General features: G+C 56.7%; 22 protein-coding genes and 1 tRNA gene. 16 read left to right on the forward strand and 7 right to left on the reverse strand.

Going from position 1 to position 20,891, the window contains the following annotated elements:
- Positions 1-58 precede the first annotated feature (58 nt).
- A complete protein-coding gene (locus tag AC07U5_RS06275; protein WP_112954283.1) occupies positions 59-1,105 on the reverse strand; it encodes an NAD(P)-dependent alcohol dehydrogenase in 1,047 nt (348 codons plus the stop codon).
- A gap of 186 nt (positions 1,106-1,291) precedes the next feature.
- Between AC07U5_RS06275 and AC07U5_RS06280 the strand changes: the two genes are divergently transcribed.
- Positions 1,292-2,206, forward strand: coding sequence for an AraC family transcriptional regulator (locus AC07U5_RS06280; protein WP_494722566.1), 915 nt, complete (start codon positions 1,292-1,294; stop codon positions 2,204-2,206).
- A 51-nt stretch (positions 2,207-2,257) separates the two neighbouring features.
- Here the strand turns inward: AC07U5_RS06280 and AC07U5_RS06285 are convergent, their stop codons facing one another.
- Positions 2,258-3,145: an SDR family oxidoreductase gene (locus AC07U5_RS06285; RefSeq protein ID WP_494723264.1), complete on the reverse strand. Its 888-nt coding sequence runs from the start codon at positions 3,143-3,145 to the stop codon at positions 2,258-2,260.
- 110 nt (positions 3,146-3,255) lie between these two features.
- Here AC07U5_RS06285 and AC07U5_RS06290 point away from each other — a divergent pair, with 110 nt between their 5' ends.
- The 4 genes from AC07U5_RS06290 (at position 3,256) to AC07U5_RS06305 (ending at position 5,889) form a co-directional block, all read left to right on the forward strand.
- Positions 3,256-3,684, forward strand: a complete 429-nt coding sequence (locus AC07U5_RS06290; RefSeq protein WP_113267710.1) for a winged helix-turn-helix transcriptional regulator — start codon at positions 3,256-3,258, stop codon at positions 3,682-3,684.
- Between the two features lie 155 nt (positions 3,685-3,839).
- Complete coding sequence (locus AC07U5_RS06295; protein ID WP_062441132.1) at positions 3,840-4,493, forward strand: TetR/AcrR family transcriptional regulator; 654 nt, start codon at positions 3,840-3,842, stop codon at positions 4,491-4,493.
- A gap of 44 nt (positions 4,494-4,537) precedes the next feature.
- Positions 4,538-5,557 carry a ketol-acid reductoisomerase gene (ilvC, locus tag AC07U5_RS06300; RefSeq protein WP_062440673.1) on the forward strand — a complete coding sequence of 340 codons (1,020 nt, stop codon included), beginning with the start codon at positions 4,538-4,540 and terminating at the stop codon, positions 5,555-5,557.
- Between the two features lie 134 nt (positions 5,558-5,691).
- A complete protein-coding gene (locus tag AC07U5_RS06305) occupies positions 5,692-5,889 on the forward strand; it encodes a type II toxin-antitoxin system Phd/YefM family antitoxin (protein WP_113267709.1) in 198 nt (65 codons plus the stop codon).
- 48 nt (positions 5,890-5,937) lie between these two features.
- On the opposite strand, the gene AC07U5_RS06310 is transcribed toward AC07U5_RS06305, so the two are convergent.
- The gene (locus AC07U5_RS06310; RefSeq protein ID WP_494722567.1) at positions 5,938-6,390 is read right to left on the reverse strand and encodes an RbsD/FucU family protein; all 453 of its coding nucleotides are present in this window, start codon (positions 6,388-6,390) and stop codon (positions 5,938-5,940) included.
- 240 nt (positions 6,391-6,630) lie between these two features.
- Between AC07U5_RS06310 and AC07U5_RS06315 the strand changes: the two genes are divergently transcribed.
- The 6 genes from AC07U5_RS06315 (at position 6,631) to AC07U5_RS06340 (ending at position 13,841) form a co-directional block, all read left to right on the forward strand.
- Positions 6,631-7,875 carry an aminotransferase-like domain-containing protein gene (locus AC07U5_RS06315; RefSeq protein WP_494722568.1) on the forward strand — a complete coding sequence of 415 codons (1,245 nt, stop codon included), beginning with the start codon at positions 6,631-6,633 and terminating at the stop codon, positions 7,873-7,875.
- A 165-nt stretch (positions 7,876-8,040) separates the two neighbouring features.
- Positions 8,041-8,874, forward strand: coding sequence for a PhzF family phenazine biosynthesis protein (locus tag AC07U5_RS06320; protein ID WP_494722569.1), 834 nt, complete (start codon positions 8,041-8,043; stop codon positions 8,872-8,874).
- Between the two features lie 89 nt (positions 8,875-8,963).
- Positions 8,964-9,950: an ABC transporter substrate-binding protein gene (locus tag AC07U5_RS06325; RefSeq protein ID WP_494722570.1), complete on the forward strand. Its 987-nt coding sequence runs from the start codon at positions 8,964-8,966 to the stop codon at positions 9,948-9,950.
- Between the two features lie 9 nt (positions 9,951-9,959).
- Positions 9,960-11,654 (forward strand): ABC transporter permease, encoded by a 1,695-nt coding sequence (locus tag AC07U5_RS06330; protein ID WP_494722571.1) that lies wholly within the window; start codon positions 9,960-9,962, stop codon positions 11,652-11,654.
- Positions 11,642-12,670: an ABC transporter ATP-binding protein gene (locus tag AC07U5_RS06335; protein ID WP_494722572.1), complete on the forward strand. Its 1,029-nt coding sequence runs from the start codon at positions 11,642-11,644 to the stop codon at positions 12,668-12,670. The genes AC07U5_RS06330 and AC07U5_RS06335 overlap by 13 nt, the downstream gene beginning before the upstream one ends.
- Before the next feature lie 61 nt (positions 12,671-12,731).
- Positions 12,732-13,841, forward strand: coding sequence for an endonuclease/exonuclease/phosphatase family protein (locus tag AC07U5_RS06340; protein ID WP_494722573.1), 1,110 nt, complete (start codon positions 12,732-12,734; stop codon positions 13,839-13,841).
- 49 nt (positions 13,842-13,890) lie between these two features.
- Here AC07U5_RS06340 and AC07U5_RS06345 read toward each other — a convergent pair whose 3' ends face one another.
- The gene (locus tag AC07U5_RS06345; protein ID WP_494722574.1) at positions 13,891-14,448 is read right to left on the reverse strand and encodes a DUF4269 domain-containing protein; all 558 of its coding nucleotides are present in this window, start codon (positions 14,446-14,448) and stop codon (positions 13,891-13,893) included.
- Between the two features lie 98 nt (positions 14,449-14,546).
- Positions 14,547-14,780 carry a hypothetical protein gene (locus AC07U5_RS06350; RefSeq protein ID WP_494722575.1) on the reverse strand — a complete coding sequence of 78 codons (234 nt, stop codon included), beginning with the start codon at positions 14,778-14,780 and terminating at the stop codon, positions 14,547-14,549.
- A gap of 227 nt (positions 14,781-15,007) precedes the next feature.
- Here AC07U5_RS06350 and AC07U5_RS06355 point away from each other — a divergent pair.
- The 4 genes from AC07U5_RS06355 (at position 15,008) to AC07U5_RS06370 (ending at position 17,211) form a co-directional block, all read left to right on the forward strand.
- A tRNA-Thr gene (locus AC07U5_RS06355) sits at positions 15,008-15,083 on the forward strand.
- A gap of 306 nt (positions 15,084-15,389) precedes the next feature.
- Entirely contained in the window at positions 15,390-15,872 is a 483-nt protein-coding gene (locus tag AC07U5_RS06360; protein ID WP_494722576.1) for a hypothetical protein, read from the forward strand.
- Between the two features lie 122 nt (positions 15,873-15,994).
- Positions 15,995-16,294 carry a hypothetical protein gene (locus AC07U5_RS06365; RefSeq protein ID WP_494722577.1) on the forward strand — a complete coding sequence of 100 codons (300 nt, stop codon included), beginning with the start codon at positions 15,995-15,997 and terminating at the stop codon, positions 16,292-16,294.
- Positions 16,295-16,608: 314 nt separating this feature from the next.
- Positions 16,609-17,211: a J domain-containing protein gene (locus AC07U5_RS06370; RefSeq protein ID WP_062426650.1), complete on the forward strand. Its 603-nt coding sequence runs from the start codon at positions 16,609-16,611 to the stop codon at positions 17,209-17,211.
- Positions 17,212-17,316: 105 nt separating this feature from the next.
- Here AC07U5_RS06370 and AC07U5_RS06375 read toward each other — a convergent pair whose 3' ends face one another.
- Both AC07U5_RS06375 and AC07U5_RS06380 read right to left on the reverse strand, forming a co-directional pair.
- Complete coding sequence (locus tag AC07U5_RS06375; RefSeq protein WP_494723265.1) at positions 17,317-17,868, reverse strand: DUF922 domain-containing Zn-dependent protease; 552 nt, start codon at positions 17,866-17,868, stop codon at positions 17,317-17,319.
- A gap of 440 nt (positions 17,869-18,308) precedes the next feature.
- Entirely contained in the window at positions 18,309-18,785 is a 477-nt protein-coding gene (locus AC07U5_RS06380) for a PRC-barrel domain-containing protein (RefSeq protein ID WP_062440716.1), read from the reverse strand.
- A gap of 179 nt (positions 18,786-18,964) precedes the next feature.
- Between AC07U5_RS06380 and AC07U5_RS06385 the strand changes: the two genes are divergently transcribed.
- Positions 18,965-20,749, forward strand: coding sequence for an NACHT domain-containing protein (locus tag AC07U5_RS06385; RefSeq protein ID WP_156356430.1), 1,785 nt, complete (start codon positions 18,965-18,967; stop codon positions 20,747-20,749).
- Positions 20,750-20,891 lie beyond the last annotated feature (142 nt).

The raw sequence follows: 20,891 nt of genomic DNA on the forward strand, positions 1-20,891 counted from the left end.
AGAGGCGGGTCCTGATCAGGTCCCGCCTCGGTTTTGTCTACGTGTTGTGACGCTTGGATCAGGCGTCGAGTGTCGCCATGTCGATGACGAAGCGATAGCGCACGTCGCTCTTCAGCACGCGCTCATAGGCTTCGTTGACGTCCTTGATGTCGATCTTCTCGATCTCGGAGACAATGTTGTGTTGCCCACAGAAATCCAGCATTTCCTGGGTTTCCTTGATCGAACCGATCATCGAGCCGGAGAGGCTCTTGCGGCCTGGGATCAGCGAGAAGGCATGGACGGGAATCGCGTTTTCAGGCGCGCCGACCACCACCATGGAGCCATTGACCTTGAGCAGGCCGAGATAGGCGTTCCAGTCGATTTCTGCCGATACGGTGCAGATGATAAGATCGAAGGTGCCGGCGAGCTTCTCGAAGGTCGAGGCATCGCTTGTCGCGTAGTAATCCTTCGCACCGAGCTTCATGCCGTCTTCCTTCTTGGAAAGCGACTGAGACAGCACGGTGACATCCGCGCCCATGGCTGCACCGATCTTCACGCCCATATGGCCAAGACCACCCATGCCGACGATAGCGACCTTCTTGCCGGGACCTGCGTTCCAGTGCTTGAGCGGCGAATAGAGCGTGATGCCGGCGCAGAGAAGCGGGGCAGAGGCGTCGAGCGGCAGGTTGTCCGGAATGGACAGGACATAGCCTTCCTTGACGACGATGTGGTCGGAGTAACCGCCCTGGGTCGCCGTCTTGCCATCGCGTTCGACCGAGTTGTAGGTCTGGACGAGGCCCGGCATGTATTGCTCGTTGTCGACGTCACGGCTGGCGCAGCCAACGCAGCTGTCGACGAAGCAGCCGACACCGACATGATCGCCAACCTTGAAGCGGGTAACCTTGGAGCCGACGGCCGTCACGACACCAGCAATCTCGTGACCGGGGACGATGGGATAGACCGCATTCTTCCATTCGTTGCGAACGGTATGAATGTCCGAATGGCAGATGCCTGCATATTTGATGTCGATGACGACATCGTCCTCGTTTGGCTCGCGACGTTCGAAAGTGAACGGTGTAAGCGGCTTGGATGCGTCTGTTGCAGCATAACCTCTTGCAGTGGCCATCTGAAGTTCCTTTCAATTGGGAAATGGGATGGTCGATCATGCGCCTAGAACATGAAAGAGCGTTAGAGCGATCCTCCGAGCTTCTTGCATAATTCTACAAAATTGCGGTGCGCCCTCTTTGCGAAGAGGGGAAGGCATTTTAGATATGTCTCAACGGAATTGCCGTTTGCCCCAAGGTTTTCGCCCATGACGCTGCCTTTCAGCCCTTATCAGGAAATCGTCTCGATTGCCGCCCGCTATGCCAAGGCCGAGGGGGAAGTGACGACCGACATCGATGCCTTGCGGCTCAGCAAACGCTCAAGCCCGAGTGCGCCTTGCCACGGCAGCTATCATCCCTGTTTCGCCATGGTCATTCAGGGCGCCAAGAGCCTGCAACTCGGCACCGACACCATCAATTACGGGGCAGGGGATTACCTGCTGACCTCCTTCGATCTTCCGGTGGCGTGGCGTGTGGTGGAGGCAAGCTACGAGGTGCCGCATTTTTGCATTTCGATTGCGATCAACAGTGAGAAGCTTCTCGACGTGATGAGCCGGGCGCAGATCGCTCGCCCGCCAACGGCCGTCCTCAGCCAGCGTGGCATCGTGGTGAATGCCGCAACGCCCGAGCTTTTGGACGCGACGACGCGGCTTTTGCGCTTGCTCGATCGTCCAGCCGATATACCTGCCATGGCGCCTCTGATCGAGCAGGAGATTCTCTACCGCATTCTGACAGGCCCCGCAGGTGGACAGTTGATGAGCATTCTGGCGGCGGACAGCCATGGCAATCGGATTGCCCGGGCAATCGCGTGGCTTCGTGAGAATTACGCCCGCCCGATCCGTATCGAGGATGTCGCAGAACGGGTCGGCATGAGCGTCTCGTCCTTCCACCAGCATTTCAAGGCGGTGACGGCGATGACGCCTGTGCAGTATCAGAAGCAGTTGCGCCTCCATGAGGCGCGCCGCCTCATGCTGTTGGAACGGCTGGATGCGGGCACTGCCAGTCACCGGGTGGGCTACCAGAGCCCGTCGCAGTTCAGCAGGGAATATGCCCGCGTCTACGGCCTGTCGCCAGCGCGCGATGTGGAAGCGTCGCGTGAGAGCATGAGTACCGCTGCAGAGTGATCCGGCTTCCCATGCCCCGGCTCTAGGCCGGGGTATGGGAGGCAGACCATGTCAGCCGATCAGAGCGGCTTTGTGGGCCTTGAAGAACTCCGCGGAGGTCTGCGGCTTCTTGCCCGTCAGCGTTTCGTAGTCAGTGGTCAGGATTTCGAAGTTGCCGGCTGCGATATTGGCATCCGCCGAGGCCAGCATTGCAGCGACAAAACCGGGAAGGCCAGCACCTTCGATGCCCTTCTGAAGGTCTTCGGGTGAGACCTTGACCGCTGTGAGCGGCTTGCCGGTTGCCTCGGAGACGAGTGCGGCAATCTGGTCTGCATCGAGCAGTTCCGGTCCCGTCAGCGTGTAGGTCTTGTTTTCCGCCTTGCCCTTGGCGAGGGCGGCTCCGGCTGCGCGGGCGCAGTCATCCCGCGAGATATTGGAGACCTTGCCGTTGCCCGATGCGGTGAACCACTGACCACCTGCCAGATTATGCGGCATGCCGTGAAGGTAATTGTCGAGGTACCAGGCGTTTCGGATGATCGTGTAGGGAAGACCGCTTGCCTTGACCGCCTCTTCCGTTCCCAGATGGTCAGGGGCAAAGGTGACGAGCGATTTGTCCGGGTTCGGCATCGACGTGTAGGCAAGATGCTTGACGCCGGCCTTGGTCGCGGCGGCAACGGCTGCCTTGTGCTGCGTCAGGCGCTGGCCTGGAACAGCAAGAGCGTCGGTGGAAATGATGAGCAGCGTGTCGATCCCCTGGAATGCCGTCTCAAGAGAGGATGCATCATCGAAATCGGCAGCGCGTGTCTCCACACCCTTTGCGGCAAGACCGGCGAGCTTGCTCGTATCGCGGCTGGCCGCAACGATGTTGGCAGCCGGAACCTCATAGGTTTCCAGGAGATGACGGATGATAGCCTGGCCGAGATGACCAGAGGCGCCGGTCACGAGAATCTTGCTCATAATATCTGTCCTTTGTTGGTCTCAAAAAGAGAGTAGCTCTAAAATAAGAATTGACCCGGTGCTGTAAAGGAGGCATTTCTGACGCCCTACGTTACCAGAAGGGAACCACCGCCATGGGCGCGACAGTCTCACGGTTGAAGCCGACAGCAGCGAGTGCTTCCGCTCAGGCCTCAGCGCCTCTTCCAGATTTCGCCAATCTCGATTTCGACAATTGCCCCGTGCGCGATCTGCTCAATCATATCGGCGGTAAATGGTCGACGCTGCTGTTGCAGGCGCTCGCCGAGCGCCCCTATCGCTTCGGTGAATTGCGGCGCATGGTGCCCGATATCTCACAACGGATGCTGACCCAGACGCTGCGTGATCTGCAGCGTGATGGCTACATTCACCGCGAGGTGTTTCCGACCAAGCCGCCCAGCGTGGAATATAGCATGACGCCGCTCGGGCGGTCGCTCTATCTGCCTTTGTCGCAGGTCATCAATTGGGCGCTCGATCATCATGATGCGGTGAAGCAGGCGCGCGTGACGTTCGACGCCACGGCGTAACCCCTTGTTCCATCTCTAAATTTCAACCCGCCTTATATTGCGGCGCGTCAATTCGCACCATGGGTTCAAAAATCTTCTTGACCCTGAGAAGCGCTCCGCTTAAATGTCGCTCGAACCGTACCGTACGGTACATAATCGAGAGTGGAGTGGACAAGGTGGGGACCGATCCGATCACAGCGCAGGAATTTTCGCCGCGACAGAACGCCGTTCTGGAGCAGGCATTGCGTCTTCTGGTCGAGGGTGGAGAAAAGGCGCTGACGACCTCTGGTCTGGCACGCGCTGCCAATTGTTCCAAGGAAAGCCTCTACAAGTGGTTTGGCGACCGCGATGGTCTGCTGGCGGCGATGATCAGCTTCCAGCAGAGCAAGGTCCGCACCTTTGAAAAGGCGGGCGATCGCGTCACCGCGCCGCAGCTTGTCGATCACCTCGAAGTCTTTGCCCATGATCTGCTCGACGTTCTGGCTGGCGACGTGTCGCTGGCGCTCAACCGTCTGGCCATCGGGCAGGCGAGCCGCGATGGCTCGAAGCTCGGCAATCTTCTACTGGAACGTGGCCGCCGTCAGATCGACAAGCGTGCCCGTGGTCTGATCGAAGCCGGTCGCCGTTGCGGCTACCTGCGTTTTGACGATCTGGAAGATGCCTATCGTAGTTTTTACGGCCTGATCGTTTCCGACTTGCATGTGCGCATGCTGCTCGGTGAGGCGCAGACCAAGGATTTTTCTGCCCGGGCACGGAAGGCGGTTGCCGCCTTCCTGACGCTTTACGGGACGGAGAAGGTACATTCGGAAAAGGGCGGCAAAACCGCCTGAGCTCCGGTTCAATCATCTGGTTTTGAATAGGGAAGGACCAAGAAATGCGCGTTTATTACGATCGTGATGCCGATCTCAATCTCATCAAGGCGAAGAATGTCGCCATCGTCGGTTACGGTTCGCAGGGCCGCGCGCATGCGCTGAACCTGAAGGACAGCGGCTCCAATAACGTCGTCATCGCTTTGAAGGCCGGTTCGCCGACCATCAAGAAGGCAGAAGCCGACGGCTTCAAGGTCATGACCGTTGCCGAAGCTGCCAAGTGGGCCGACCTGTTGATGATGGCAACGCCTGACGAACTGCAGGCCGACATCTACAAGGCCGAGATTGCCGGCAACATCCGCGATGGCGCTGCGATTGCATTTGCCCACGGCCTCAACGTTCACTTCGGCCTCATCGAGCCGAAGGCTTCGGTCGACGTCGTCATGATCGCACCGAAGGGCCCAGGCCATACGGTTCGCGGCGAATACCAGAAGGGCGGCGGCGTTCCTTGCCTCGTTGCCGTTCACCAGAACGCTTCCGGCAACGCTCTTGAAGTTGCGCTCTCCTACGCCTGTGGCGTTGGCGGCGGTCGCTCCGGCATCATCGAAACCAACTTCAAGGAAGAGTGCGAAACCGACCTCTTCGGCGAACAGGTCGTTCTGTGCGGCGGTCTCGTCGAACTGATCCGCGCCGGTTTCGAAACGCTGGTCGAAGGCGGCTACGCGCCTGAAATGGCCTATTTCGAGTGCCTGCACGAAGTGAAGCTGATCGTCGACCTGATCTATGAAGGCGGTATCGCCAACATGAACTACTCGATCTCCAACACGGCCGAGTGGGGCGAATACGTCACTGGTCCGCGCATCATCACTGCCGAAACCAAGGCTGAAATGAAGCGCGTTTTGCACGATATCCAGACCGGCAAGTTCACCTCTGACTGGATGCAGGAATACCGTTCGGGTGCTGCCCGCTTCAAGGGTATCCGCCGCATGAACGACGTTCACCAGATCGAAGAAGTCGGCGCGAAGCTGCGCGGCATGATGCCTTGGATCGGCAAGAACAAGCTGGTCGACAAGGCTGTCAACTAAGACGGTTTGGAGCCTGCGCTGTCAGACCAAGCACACGGAAAATGCGAGGGCGCGGAGGGAAACTTCCGCGCCCTTTTTCTTGCTGATATCAGAGAAAGCTGGTTCCATGTGCGGGAATTGGGAAGGGCGATATCATGCATGAACACGACGCATCATTCTCTGTGCCTGATCAGGATGGCATGCGAAAGCTGGAAGGGGGGACGCCTGTTGGCGTCAATCTGGATGAAACATCCCACCTGTTGTCCAGTGAAGCCAATAGAAAAAGGCTGCGCGAGTCCATCGCGCAACTCGAGAACGGTGATCTGATTGAGCGAGAACTGCCCCAGGCCTAATGGTTCGCTAAGCCGGAATTTTCAGTTCACGCTGCGCTCGCGGTTAAATCATGCCGCTGGATAAATCACGCCCTTGGTCAGAATGAAGCAGCCGTAGAAGCGAAGCTCACCCGTGGTGATGACGCAATAAGCGTCCTTGGCCTTTTCGTAGAAAGCAAAGCGCTCAATGCCGTACATCGGTGCCGACTTGCCTTCGGCAGCGTCGATCTCAGCCTGGACTTCGCGTTGGACCGGCTCGATCTGATCCGGTGCGCCCATGACTTCCATGCGACCAACGGAGGGCTGCAGCGGCGTGTCGAGCGGGAAGACCGAGAGGATCGCCTTGATCGCCTGGGCCGAGGTGAGGTTTTCCATACGCAGCACCTGGCCGACGGCGGTGTGCTTGGCAATGCTGTCGGATGGGAAGTTGGTGTCGGTCACGACGAGCGTGTCAGCGTGGCCCATGGCGCGCAGCGCGTGCAGCACATCGGCGTTCAGCGCAGGGTGGATATTCTTGAGCATTTCGTCTCCTCCGGACAGCAAATCAATCGGTGCGCAATCCATCCTTAAATTTGCCGCCCGTCAATCCACTGCCGAGCAGATTGTGAAGTCGTCGAAGAGATTGTATGGGAAGTCCGCAACTTGGGAGAGGACGCAAAAAATCTCATAAACCGTACCGAAAACTGATAAGTCAGTATTGCTGACCTATCGATGTTTTTGTACATGTTTGCGTCATAAAACGAAATATGAGGAAACAGACCCATGCTCGATTGGGAACAAATCTTCGCCACCCGCTCGTCGCGGATGAAAGCGTCCGAAATCCGGGAGCTTCTCAAGCTTCTGGACCAACCCGACATCATTTCCTTTGCGGGCGGTATTCCCGATCCGGCGCTGTTTCCCGATGCGGAATTCAAGGAAGCCTATGCGGACATCTTCTCCGGTCCGCAGGTCAATTCAGCGCTGCAGTATTCGGTGAGCGAAGGCTACAAGCCGCTGCGCGAATGGATCGTCAAGGACATGGCGAAGATCGGCATTGAATGCTCGGTCGATAACGTCTTCATCACGTCCGGCTCGCAGCAGGCGCTGGATTATCTCGGCAAGCTGTTCCTGTCGCCGAACGATACGGCACTTGTCACATGGCCGACCTATCTCGGCGCGCTGTCTGCCTTCAACGCCTATGAGCCGAACTACGACCAGCTGAACCCGGGCGGCAATCGCACGCCTGACACCTATCGCGACAACGCGACCAAGGCCGGTGGCTCCGTCAAGTTCGCCTATCTTTCTGCCGATTTCTCCAACCCGACGGGTGAGACGGTCGATCTGGCAGGTCGCAAGAAACTGCTGGAACTCGCCGATGAGCTCGATATCGCGGTCATCGAAGATGGGGCCTATCAGAACCTGCGTTTCGACGGTCAGCCTGTCACGCCGATCATGGCGCTGGACATCGAGCGCAATGGCGGTATCGAAAAGACCCGTACCATCTATTCCGGCAGCTTCTCCAAGACGCTGGCGCCGGGCCTTCGCGTCGGCTTCGTCGTTGCCGCAATGCCGGTCATCCGCAAGCTGGTTCTGATGAAGCAGGCTGCCGACCTGCATTCCTCCACCATCAACCAGATGGCGATCGAGCATGTCGCATCCCGCGGTTTCGACGGTCAGGTCGCTAAGATCAAGGCTGCCTATAGCGCCCGCCGCGACGCCATGCTGACCGCGCTCGACAAATACATGCCGAAGACGGCACGCTGGACGAAGCCGGAAGGCGGCATGTTCGTCTGGGTGACGCTGCCGGAAGGTCTTGACGGTGCGGAGCTTCTGGCGCAATCGCTCTCCAGCGAGCGCGTGGCCTTCGTTCCAGGCAAGGCCTTCTTTGCCGATGGTTCGGGCAGCAACACGCTACGCATCAGTTTCTCCTGCGCCAATGAGCAGATGATCGATGAAGGCATCAAGCGGCTCGGCCGCCTGATCGCCAATGCCGAGACCACGACCAGAGCGACGATGCCGATCGTGTGAGGTCAGGGAAGGGCGGTGTCCCTTCTCACGATGACAGACTGATGCTGGCCGACTTTGAAAGCGGCCAGCATTCGAAGCGAGCCTTCGCTCCATCATCTAAAGGATCTTTGCGCTGGTGCCACGCATCGCGCAACACCTCCGCTTTCCATGTGAAGGATATGCGCCATGGCCAGAACCTACCCCTTCTATCAAGTCGATGTCTTTTCCGCCAAGCCCCTGAAGGGCAATCCGCTTGCCGTGGTCTGCGATGCCGATGACTGGTCGGATGAGGAGATGGCTGCATTTGCCAACTGGACCAATCTCAGCGAGACGACCTTTCTGATGAAGCCGACGGTTGAGGGTGCGGACTACCGTGTGCGGATTTTTACGCCGGTGGGCGAGTTGCCATTTGCCGGTCATCCCACACTCGGCACCTGCCATGTCTATCGCTCGCATTCCGGGCAGACAGGCAAAGACGAGATCATCCAGCAATGCGAGGCAGGTCTGATCAAGATCAGGATCACCGGCGAAAGGCTTGCTTTTGCGGCTCCGCCGTTGCGGAAGTTCGGCGCGGTCGATCCAACATCTATTTCGCAGGTGGCAGCGGCACTGGGGCTCACGCCTGAGGTGATCCTGGATGCAAGCTGGACGGATAATGGTCCGGGTTGGGTGTCGCTGCTTCTAAAGAGCCGCGCCGATGTTCTTGCCATCAAGCCGAATTTCTCTGCAATCGGTGGCTTCAAAGTCGGTGTCGTCGCGCGCTGCAAAGCGGAAGACGGGATCGATGCAGACTTCGAAGTCCGAGCTTTCTTTGAAGGTGGCGAAGATCCGGTGACCGGTAGCCTCAATGCTGGCCTTGCGCAGTGGCTGATCGGCGCTGGTGTGGCGCCTGATCGCTATATTGCCAGCCAAGGGACTGCTCTTGGTCGGGCAGGGCGCGTCAGCGTCGACAAGATCGGCGACGACATCTGGGTCGGCGGGCAGGTGACGACTTTGATCGAAGGAAAGGTCACGCTTTAACCGCGAATGTGACAGTCAAATCCTGTCTGTCACATACATGTTATGCAGGTGTGTTTTAGCGGTCCCAGCTTCAAACAGGGACCGCACTCATGAAAACGCTTCTTTCAGCCTTCACTGCCGTCGTGTCGCTCGGTCTTCTCATGGGCAGCGCAAATGCTGCCGATCTGGTACTCTACACCAGCCAGCCCAATGAGGATGCCCAGGCGACCGTAGATGGCTTCAAGGCCGCCAATCCCGGTATCGATGTCGAATGGGTGCGCGACGGAACGCCGAAGATCATGGCGAAGCTGATGGCCGAGATCGAGGCGGGCAATCCGGTTGCCGACGTTCTGCTGATCGCCGATACCGTGACGCTGGAACGCATGAAGCAGGCCGGCCAGTTGATGGCCTACAAGTCGCCGGAAGCGGCCCATTATGACGCCACGCTGTTCGACGCGGGTGGCTATTATTACTCCACCAAGCTCATCACCACCGGCATCATGTATAACACGCAGGCTGCGATGAAGCCGACGAGCTGGAAGGATCTTGAGAAGCCGGAAGCCAAGGGCCTCGTGACCATGCCGAGCCCGCTGACCTCCGGTGCGGCTCTGATCCATGCGCAGACGCTGGCGGCCGTGCCAGGCCTTGGCTGGGATTACTACAAGGCGCTGAAGGACAATGGCGCGATTGCTGCCGGTGGTAACGGCGCGGTTCTGAAATCCGTCGCTTCCGGCGAGAAGGCTTATGGCGTCGTTGTCGACTACATGCCGATCCGTGAAAAGGCCAAGGGCGCGCCGGTCGAGTTCGTGTTTCCGAGCGAAGGCGTGTCTGCCGTGACCGAGCCGGTTGGCATCCTTGCCCACACCAAGCATGCGGATGCGGCCAAGAAGTTCGTGGATTACGTGCTGTCGACCAAGGGACAGGAAGGCTTCGTCAAGCTGGGCTATATTCCTGCGCGCAACGATGTTGCCCTGCCAGCCGGCTTCCCCTCTCGCGACCAGATCAAGGTGCTGCCGCTGAACCCGGCAGAAGCGCTGAAGAATTCCGAAAAGGACCTCAAGACCTTCTCCGATATCTTCGGCGGCTCCAAGGGCTGATCCTTATCTATGCCAGCCTCTTCAACCCATGGAAGCAGCCAGCCACGCTGGCTGTTTCCTTTTGTCGTCACGGTCGTCTTTATGCTCAGCGCCTTGCCGCTGGGGCGACTGGCCTATACCGGCATCATCTCGTCACTCAAAGGTGACATGTGGCCGTTGCTGAGCGATCCGGCTTTGTGGCAAGCCGTTGTCAACACGCTCTCCACCTCGTTTTTTGGCATGCTGATCTCGCTTGCGATTGGCGGCGGTTTTGCGCTGGCGCTGACGCTTTGCAATATTCGCGGCAAGTCTCTGCTGAGCTTCCTCTTCATGCTGCCGATGATGATACCGCCGCAGGTGACGGCGCTGTCCTGGATCGGCATGACGGGACCTTCCAGCACGCTGTTGAAGGCAATCGGTCTTGCGCCGCCGCTCGGCTCTGCACAGCCGCTCTATTCGATCTTCGGCATTTCGCTGCTGCTCGGCGTCCAGCATGCGCCGCTCGTCTATCTCTCATTGCGGTCCGGGTTGCTGGCGTTGCCGCAGGATGGGATCGAGGCAGCGAAGCTCTCGGGTGCATCCTCCTGGCGGGTGCTCAAGGACATCATCCTGCCGCTCTCCATGCCGGGGCTGATCGCCGGTGCCGCAATCGCCTTTGTCTCCGGTGTCGGCAACTTCGGCATATCAGCCATTCTCGGCATACCGGCCTCCATCTTCACCCTGCCGACGCTGATCTACAGCCGCTTCTCCAGTTTCGGCAGCAGCACCTTTGGCGATATCGCCATGCTGTCCGGCATGATCGCGATCATCTCGGTTCTCGGCCTCGCCATCCAGGAACGGGCTATGAAAGGGCGCGATTATCGTGTCATAGGGCTTTCCGGCAAGGCGGCGACCTTCCAGCTTGGGACATGGCGTCTGGTCGTCGAGGCCCTTCTGTGGCTCTCCATACTCATCATCCTCGTCGCGCCTTTGACGGCGCTGGTCGCAAGTTCGCTCGCTCCGGCCTATGGTGTGCCGCTGACGCTGAAGACCGCGACGATCCATGCTTACGAGGAAATCCTGTTGCGGCAGGCCGTGACCCGCACGGCCTTCATCAATTCGCTGTTTCTGGCGACAGTCACCTCCTTGTGTCTCCTTCTGGTGACTGTGCTGACGGCCTATTTCCTTGTGCGGGGCAAAAGCCGTTTCATGTTCCTGCTGTCAGCGTTGGTGGATATTCCCTATGCGCTGCCCGGCGTGGTCATTTCCGTGTCCTACGTGCTGCTGTTCGCGGCCCCGATCCCGCTTGTCGGCATCACGCTTTACGGCACGCTGTGGATCATTCTGCTGGCCTATTTCTCCTCCTTCTTCGCCGTGAGCCTGAAGCCGATGGTCAGCGCTTTCACCCAGTTCGACCCGGTGCTGGAGGAGGCGGCGAGGCTTTCGGGGGCCGGTTTCTGGAGACGGATGAAGGATATCATCCTGCCGCTCGTCGGCCCCGCCGCTGGCGCCTCCGTCATTCTGGTCTTTCTGATTGCCTGCAACGAATTGACCGTCTCCGCGCTGCTCTGGTCGGCGGGAACGCAGACCCTTGGTGTGGTGATCTATAATCTCGACGATAGCGGCAGTTTCGATCTCGCCTCGGCACTCTCCGTGCTGGTGGTGGCGATGGTGATCGTGCTGATGCTGCTGCTCGAACTGCTCGGCCGCAAGCTGCCGAAGGGAGTTGTGCCTTGGCGAAACTGATCCTCAACCGCCTGTCGAAAAGCTTCGGCGGCGGCAAGCCTGCGGTCAATGATGTGTCGATGACGATCCGCGAAGGCGGCTTTCTGGCGCTGCTTGGTCCTTCCGGCTGTGGCAAGACGACGGTGCTGCGGATGATTGCAGGCTTCGAGCAGCCGAGCGACGGGGCGATCCTTCTGGGTGAGCGGGTGCTGGCGGATGCCGGCAGCATGGTGCCGCCGGAGCGGCGCAACATGGCGATGGTCTTTCAGTCCTACGCATTATGGCCGCATATGACGGTGGCGGAAAATACCGGCTATCCGCTGAAGGTGCGTGGCATTTCCGGTGAGCGTTACCGCCGCAAGGTGATGGATGCGCTGGCAACCGTGCGGCTCGATGCTTACGCCGAGCGTCGCCCATCGGAGCTTTCGGGCGGGCAGCGGCAGCGCGTCGCGCTTGCGCGCTGCCTTGTGACCGAGCCCGACGTCGTGCTTCTCGACGAGCCGCTTGCCAATCTCGACCGGCATCTTCGCCAGGAAATGGAAGAGACGTTTCGCGAGTTCCACGCCACCTCCGGCGCGACGATGGTCTATGTGACGCATGATCAGGCCGAAGCCATGGCGCTTGCGACAGATGTTGCAGTGATGTCGGAAGGCAGGCTGTTGCAGATGGCGCCTCCGGCAGAGCTCTATGCAAGACCTGAGGGACGGCTCGTCGGCTCGCTGGTGGGGCAGGGCGCCATTGTCTCGCTCAAGCTCCCGGAGGCTGCGCCGCGGGCGCTGGATTGGGAGATGCTGAAAACAGCCATGCAGGCTGAAAGGGGGGTATCTCCGACAAGTGACATTCTTGTCCGTCCCCAAGACGTGCTCCAAGACGCCGAGGGTATCGCCTGCCGGGTGAGCAGCATTCTATATGAGGGCGAGCGCTATGCGCTGCGCCTCACCTTGCCGGATGGGCAGGCACTGCGTGCCTATTCTCGGGAGCCCGCGGCACTCGGGGCGATCTATCCCGTCGCCATCCGCTCGGCCTGGCGATTATAACCTGGGTCACTTGGCTTCCAGTCAGAAGCGACTAAGTTGGGCATTCATTCGGGAATGATTCATGTCGCTGCGGCTTGCCACCTTCAATATCGAGAACCTGATGACCCGGTTCGATTTCACCGGGTTTCGCAACCAGACCCGTCGCGATCGCGCCATGCAGCTTTTCGATGTGCGCGACGAGGCGACGTATAATGCGCTGGAAAGTGCGAGGATGCTGGCTTCTACCGATGACACGCGCCAGCTTTCGGCGCTCGCCATTGCCGATGCCGACGCGGACATTCTTTGCCTGCAGGAAGTCGATAACATGGCGGCCTTGCAGGCCTTTGAATATGGCTATCTCTACCGCATGGTCGGCAATGGCTACCGCCACAAATATCTCGTGGAAGGCAATGACAGCCGCGGCATTGATGTGGCGGTGGTCATGCGTGACGAGACGCTGGATGGCGAGAAGATCGAGCTTGTCGATATTCGCAGCCATGCAGCACTCACCTATCGCAATCTCGACCTGTTCAACGAAGAACTGGCGCTGACCAATGCCATTGATGACAAGATCTTCAAGCGCGATTGCCTGGAGCTTGAGCTGAAGATCGGCGGCAAGCCTTTCTCTCTCTTCGTCACCCACCTGAAATCCATGAGCAATGCCCGCGAGTCCACCGATGCGCGGCTTGGCACCATGCCGATCCGCGAGGCGGAAGTGCGCGCGATCCGTCGCATCATCGAGAATCGCTTCGGTCTGGATCAGGTACGCCACAGCAATTTCGCCATCTGCGGCGACATGAACGATTATCAGGAGCGAGTCGTCATCGCCGGCAACCGCCGGACCGGCCACAGCTTCACGCCGGTGACGGAGGCGCGCAGCGCGCTCGATCTCCTGACCAGGGATGGCTTTGCCGTCAACCCCGTGCAGCGCCGCGACGTGATGGATCGCTGGACGTTGTATCATTCCAGAGGGCCGCAGGAGCAGCATCTTTGCCAGCTGGACTACATTTTACTGTCGCAAAGCCTTGCCGAGCGGAATGCGGCGCACGTGCCGGAAATCATTCGCGGCGGGCAGCCTTACCGCACCGTCTTCCCGCCAGGGCAGGAGGTGGAGCGCTATCCACGCACCGGCTGGGATCGGCCGAAGGCATCGGACCATTGCCCGGTGGTGATGACGCTGGATTTGGGGTGAGGCGATCCGCAGGCATTCGCCTTTGGATATTCAGCGATCGGTAAAAGCTCTAGTTGTCTGAAACACAATGGCCTCGGCCGAAGCCTAAGCGAGCCAATTTCTCGCGAAGCGCATCGTCCGTTGCCGTTTCAAGAGACAACAGCCCTGTATAGGGATCGCCGGATTGTTTCAGGGCCGACCAGAAAGCCGGCTCAGTCTTCATCCCCTGTTGTCGCAAAAGCTTGATCGCATCTTTGAAGCCCTGACCGCCGATGGCAAGAAGCCGCCTTTCGATCTCGAAGTGACGCCAGCCATTTTGGAGCGCAACCGGCTGAGGGCTTGCGAAGATCTCGAAGTCCCAGCCATGCGCATGAAAGGTTACGATGATTGGTCGGTCCTTGGATATCCACTGCCATATCCGCAGGTCGCTCATCGTGCCGTATGAGTTCTGAACATCCGTCAAAAACACGTTGGGGTCCGGCGCATGGCAGAGAATGTCGATATCGCTCTTCTCTGTCTCAACGCCAAGAGGCGGCGTCCCGGCGACCTTGGGGTCATAGGCTCTCAAGGCTTTCAGGACGCCAAGTTGCTGAACGGCGATTTCGAAATGAGGTCGCGTGATCTGCATCATCCCCGCAGCGAACATAACGGCTTTTGGATGTTCGGGCCAAACCCGATCATCGGGACGTCGAGGTTGCAGCCCGTGACGATCAAGCGTAAGGCGCTTTACACGCCTTCGAACTTCACCGTCACGCCGCGCTGGCGGAAATAGGCCTGCATCAACTTCCGCCCGGAGCGGTTGTTGTGCGAGAGCCTGGATGCGTCGAAGGTCGCTTCCTTCAAGCCCTCGTGCTTCAGCGCCGCCTTCAGGTTGGCGATGTGCAGATCGATATCGGCATTGTCTGCGCGCAGCGAGTCGTAAATGCGATCTGTCGCGTCCGCTACCGTCAATTCGCTCATCGTCATGCTCCTGTTCGTTCCGGCTGATGCTCAGCCTCAGTGCGGTTGTCAGAGCCACACTTTTTCCAGCAGCGCAAGCTTTTTGCCTGGCGAACCGATGGAAGCTCTTTTGGGTGAGAAGGTTGGTCTGGCCTCATCTATCAAACAGATCGCTTCCCTTTTTGGCCGGACGGACAAATTTCTTCTTTACATAGAGGGGGAATCTGATAATTCGGCGGCACTGGCTTGCCCTTGTAGCTCAGTTGGTAGAGCACCTGATTTGTAATCAGGGGGTCGCGGGTTCGAACCCTGCCGGGGGCACCAGTAAAATCAACGGCTTGGAGCCGTTTCCTCCCTAAAATATGTCGCATTGCGTTGCAAAGCTGTTCTCAACGTTTGCGGTGGACTGCCACATGCAACACGAAAATGGATCATCCTGCATTCATTTGCTGCCATTTTGCTGTCGTCCGCGCTCGGCATTAGGCACGCTGCAGAGCCACTATTACGGCACTGATAAGAGCAGCGCTTGCTTCGACACTTCGGCCTTCCTTATACCCATCGTCCCGGCGAGGGATCCTTTCATTGTCTCTTCGTATGCCCTATCGTCACTCATCTCATGAGGGCTGAGTGATGGGCGAATTTCTGGTTTTTCTTGCGGGTTTGCCAAGCATTGCATTGAGCGCAATTTTCGGCGCCCTCTTTGGACTGGTTGGTGGTCTGCTCGGTGTGATTCTGAAGCGATGGGGGTTTACGAATGCGTGGAGGTACGCGGCTGGGATTGCGGTTGCGGTTTCTGTCCCCGTGACCAGCAATCTGATCAAACCCGCGATTCAGGACGCCGCTTTAAACGATGGCCTGCCGCGAAAGCTTGATGATTTCACCATCCACGAGGCGACGAAAATCATACCCGGTGGTGTCGAGTACCGCTTCAGATTGGTGGGTGCCATCCCGCCCGACTTCAAAGTTTCCGCGGTGAAGCAAAAGAACCTGCAAGGGCTTTGCCAGATTTGGAAGCCGGATTTAGACGCGGGTCGAGCAACCAAGATTATATATTCTTACACATGGGATGGTGGCGCAGATGCCTATTCCGTTGTGCCAGGAGATTGCAAATAAGCGACAGAACCCGAGCCAGAAAGCCATATCCGGCTGACTCGGCATTTTCTCGCACGCCTCTGGCCGGATGTTTCAATCGCAGGCATAGAATAGGCCTCGCTGTCGTCGCCTGGAGGAAGAGAATGTTCGAAGCCGCTTTCGTGATCGTTTGGGGGCTGATTTACCTGGCCTGCTGGCTGCTGCCTTTTCAGCTGTCAAAGCGTATCGCGGTGCACCCCTATGCGGGATGGCTCCGTTTCCTCGTGATTCTCCTATGTTCCGTGCTGGCGATCGCCATCTGTTTTGTCAGCACCATCACCGTATTCGCCTACCATATTGCGCCCGCCGGGACCTTTATGGAAACGCTGTTCGTCGGGATCGGGCTTTCTATCTGGGCGACCATGCGAGGCAAAAAGCGCGTGCCTGTTGCTGTTTTCGAATGAGCGTCTGCAATTTGGTCCGTCAGACTTCATCTTTGCGTTGCCGTTCCCATTGCTCCTGATTTCTTTATTGCCGGGCTTTCCACAATTTTGTCCCTCCTTCGCCTATCATGGTCACGCGCCGGACAAATTTGCGGGTGATTGGCTTCGGCGCGCCGTTTCAGTTGCTGCGCGCTCTTCCGTGGTTTGGCGTTTTACGTTCAAAACCGCAGGCGAGGGGTGCCGTGGCTGGTGAAAATTGCGTATGATCCCGCCAGCCCTTGTGCGTGGTATCACCCGCAAAGGCGGATTTCGGTAATGCGAGTACAGGTGTTTCGGTGATCGATCCTTATGTTTTGCTGGGTGTTGAGCGCGAGGCCGATGAGGCTGCGATCAAGGCTGCCTATCGCAAGGCGGCGAAGAATGCCCATCCGGACAGCGGCGGGGATGCCGACCAGTTCGCCAAGCTGCAACTGGCCTATGATCTATTGAAGGACCCGGTGCGCCGCAAGGTGTTCGACGATACCGGCTATGATCCGCAACTGGCCGATCCGAAGGATCTGAAGGGTCTCTTGATGCTGGAAACGCTGGTCAACGAGTTCATTCTCGATGAGCGCGAGCCGGGCAGTTTCGATCCTGTTGCGGCCATGCGGCGCAAGCTGACCGACGATATTCTCAAGAGCCGCTTCCATATTCTCGAGCTTGAACGCCATCGCACCCGCGTGCGCAAGCATATGGACCGACTTGGCATGAAGCCGGAAACGGATGTGCTGGGCTCTATGCTGCGCGCGCGCAGCCAGTCACTTGCCGAAGCGATCCGCAATGCCGAGCATCAGATCGAGGTCATCGAACAGGCCTATACGATGCTGGAAGGCTATTCCTACGAGCTGGAACGGGCGATCTTGGCCGAGCCTGTGCTGAAAGGCGAGGCGGCGGAGTAACGTCGTTCGCCTAAGCGCAGTGGTGCCATGCCCGGCAATGTGGATGCCTGCGGTCTGCGATCCATGTTCAGATTTGAACCACGACCGGCCTCCGCCGGACGTTCCTCAGGGACCGTTGACCAGTGCGAGGATGAGCTGATGCACCGCACCGCCATTGGTGAGTTCGACCTTGTCGAAATCCCGCCCGCGCTGGCGCTGCTCGTCGGAAAGCTCCTTTAGCCGTTGCTGTAAGACGGCGCGCACCTTCTGGCATTTGGGATCGTCTTCCGCCCGCAGGCCGACGCTATAGGCTTCGATCTTTTTCACCATGTCGAGAATATGCTCGCCATGCACGCGTTCGTGCTTTTCCACGCCGGCAATGAAGCGCTGCCAGCTGGTGGCAACATCCGCTGGCAGTTTCGCCGGCGCCTTCGGCCATGTGTAGATGATCGTCAGGTTGGGTCGCGCGGTCGCCAGGATGCAGGCACCATCCGGCTGCGGGCGGTAATCGCGCCGCCACGTCAGCTTGAAGGTGGTGTGGGCAACGGCCTGGACACCGGCCTGTGGCCCACGCTCGCCGATGGATCGATAGAGCTCGATGCCGGAACTGCCGGATATGGCATAGGTCTTGATCTGTTCGGAGGGTTGCCAGTTCGCGGTTTGGGCTTGCGCCGCCATGGGTATCAGAGATGCCAGGAGGAAACACGCAAGGGCGGCGAGGGGGCGGGAACTGGGCAAGCGGAAAGTCCTGTTGATCATGCGGGGGACGATAAGCGAAGTGATGGTCAGCGGGCAAGCGGCTTGCGGATGCGGTTGATGCTAAAGCGCCGTGCGTCCTATTGGAGGCACAAAGAACGCGTTTCTTTTGCATCGACGCATCGTGTTTTCTGAAAATCGAGTCCGATTTTCGGGCCGATGCTGTACGTGGTTTGCCCGCGCACACCGCATGTGACTCTCGAGACGATCTCCCTCCACGGAAGCCCGAGACAACCGAGACGCGGCAATGACCGGGACGCGATCCTCGCTCAATACTCCAAGCCTCAAGCGCGCATGAAAAAGGCCCCTGCGCGTAGAGCGCAGGGGCCGTTGATCGATCGCCCGAGGGCGCGTGCGATCAATCAATCGTCGAGCTTGTCGTAGTCCAGCTTCGGCGCGTTCTGCAGCGCTTCCTTGGTGGTGTCGACGTGAGCCTTCCACGTGCCATTGTCGTTGTTAATGGCAACGGAGGTCGGGTCGAGAACGACATAGCTCTCATTGATGCCGAGGAAGCCGCCGACGCTGGCAACGATGCCGATGACAGCCTTGCCGTCGCCGATGACAACGTCTTCGATCTCGCCGATCTCTTCGTTCTGGGCATTGTAGATGTTCATGCCTTCGAGCTGATCAGCGGTCAGGTCGGTCTTCTGCACGTTGACAAACTTCAGCGGGCCGGCTGGCTTCGTGCCCATGGTAAAGCCTGGACCAGACATCATCGCATCAGCGCCTGCAGCGGCTGGTGCAGTTGCAGCCGGAGCGGCAGGTGCAGCAGTCTGGGCGAAAGCGACGGAGGAGGTCAGCGCTGCAACGGCAGCGAGTGCGAAAACCTTGTTTTTCATGGATGTTTCTTCCCTTTTGTATGCTGAACATTTTGTTCGGGGAAAGAACGGGCGGAGGTCGATTTGGTTCCGAAAAGATATGTAATGAGGCCTAATTAACAGATTTTCTCGACGTACGTCAGCTTGAAAACAACCTCGGATTTATTTACGTTTTGCTAAATATCTTGGGGGGAGATTCTGTGGTAATTACAACTACTGTGACAATTGCATCGTCGATGAATCAGTTCGGAAAAAGGGCAGGGGATACGGTGTATGACGCCTGTTCTGGAATTCTAAAAAAAGCGCTGAACTATACCAGGGTCGATATGCAGCTGGGGTTTGAATCTTATTTTGAGGTCAATAGATCTAAGTTTGGCAAGGTGAAGACTATCGTAAATAGGTTTCAGCCTGTTGAGCTTGTTGATATTTATGAAGACTCAGAATTCGAGATTGAGGAATCTTCGCAACGGGTAACTGAGAGCGAAATCTTCTATAGTGAAAAGTACGAAAAGACTATAATCACCGGAACCGCTGGATCCGGGAAGTCTTTCTTCATGAAGAGATCCTTTCTGCGCTTTTGTGAAGGCGAAGGAGAACGAATCCCTGTCTTCCTAGAGTTGAGAAAGATAAATAGCTCCGGTGAATCAATCTTTGAAAGTATTGTTGAACAGTTTACACCGCATATTTCTTTTTTCGATAGGGATTTTGTAAAAGAACTTTTTTCTCATGGCCGCGCGATAATTTTCTTAGATGGCTACGACGAGCTTTACGCAAACATGAAGCCTAAAGTATCAAAACAAATTGACGAACTAGCTTACAATTTTCCGAGGTTAAGGATCGTAGTTTCAGGTCGCCCGGACGAGCGGTTCGCTGCATGGAATGAATTCACTGAGCTGAATATTGCTCCCTTGAACAAAAAGCGTTGCTTGAGTCTGATCGCAAAATCTCAATTTCCGAATGATCTTCGTGACAGGTTTTATAAAAACGTTGAAGAAAGCATATATGAAAGTCATATATCGTATTTGCAAAACCCGCTTATGACTTACGTGATGTTGTTTACTTCTGATCAGTTCGTAGAATTCCCGAACGATATAGGGACATTCTACTATAAGGCGTTCGAGACTTTGTTTCGGGGTCACGACGTAATGAAGTCAGGCGAGTATCAACGTGAGGTGCTTTGTCCTATCAAGATGAAGGATCTAGAAGCTGTTGTCGGCTATTTCTGTGCGATATCGTTCTTGGAAGAGCGATATGACTACACTCCAGAGAAGGCAATTTTTTACTTAAAGAAAGCGATTAAACTTGCGGAGCTAAATGTATCTCCAGACGACTTATTGATCGACTTGGCAAAAAATTACTGCATGTTAGTTGTGGACGGCGGTAAATACAATTATATACATAGGACATTTCAGGAGTATTTTGCTGCTTCATGCCTTTCTTTGACGGAGATTATTGATTACTATGAATATAATGACTCAATTATCCAAAAAAATATCGATAGCGAACGGTATATAAAAATTCTTTCAGAAATAGGAGCGGAAAGGTTTTATAATAAATATTTAATTCCCAAGCTTAAGCAGTTCGTTGAAGAGTTCTATGTTATTCGTAATCGTAATCCCAAGAAACTGGTTACTTCGTTTGTGCAGGAATTCGGCGTAGACGAGCTTTATGAAGTTAGGATGATACGCGTTTCTGACGAAAGAAAATGGAGAAGGTTTGAATCTTCCGTATTAAATGTAGTGAACCGTGAAATGTTTCCATCGCTATTTGATATCAAGGAGGACCCTGATATTATAAACAATATCCCTCTGAAAAAATACCATGGTCTCACACTGCGTATAATGAGTTTTGAAAAGACTTCAGCTAGCCAGATAAGAAAAACTAAGATTTACGCTCACTACAAATCTTTGGTGGATTCTGCGAAGAAATATCTTGATTTCCTTACAAAACGTAATGCTAGGTTAAAAAGCATTGCTAATAAATGAAGAAATTTCCCTTAATATATATATTGGGGTAATGAATTCGGTTCACGATTAAGATACTAGATCATTATCAAGTTAAAACGATTACTGCTGGAGGCAACCCATTGGTATTCGTAAATCATAAGTTCTCTATACATAGTAGGAG

The sequence above is a fragment of the Agrobacterium sp. GW821-FHT02D03 genome, assembly GCF_059421725.1.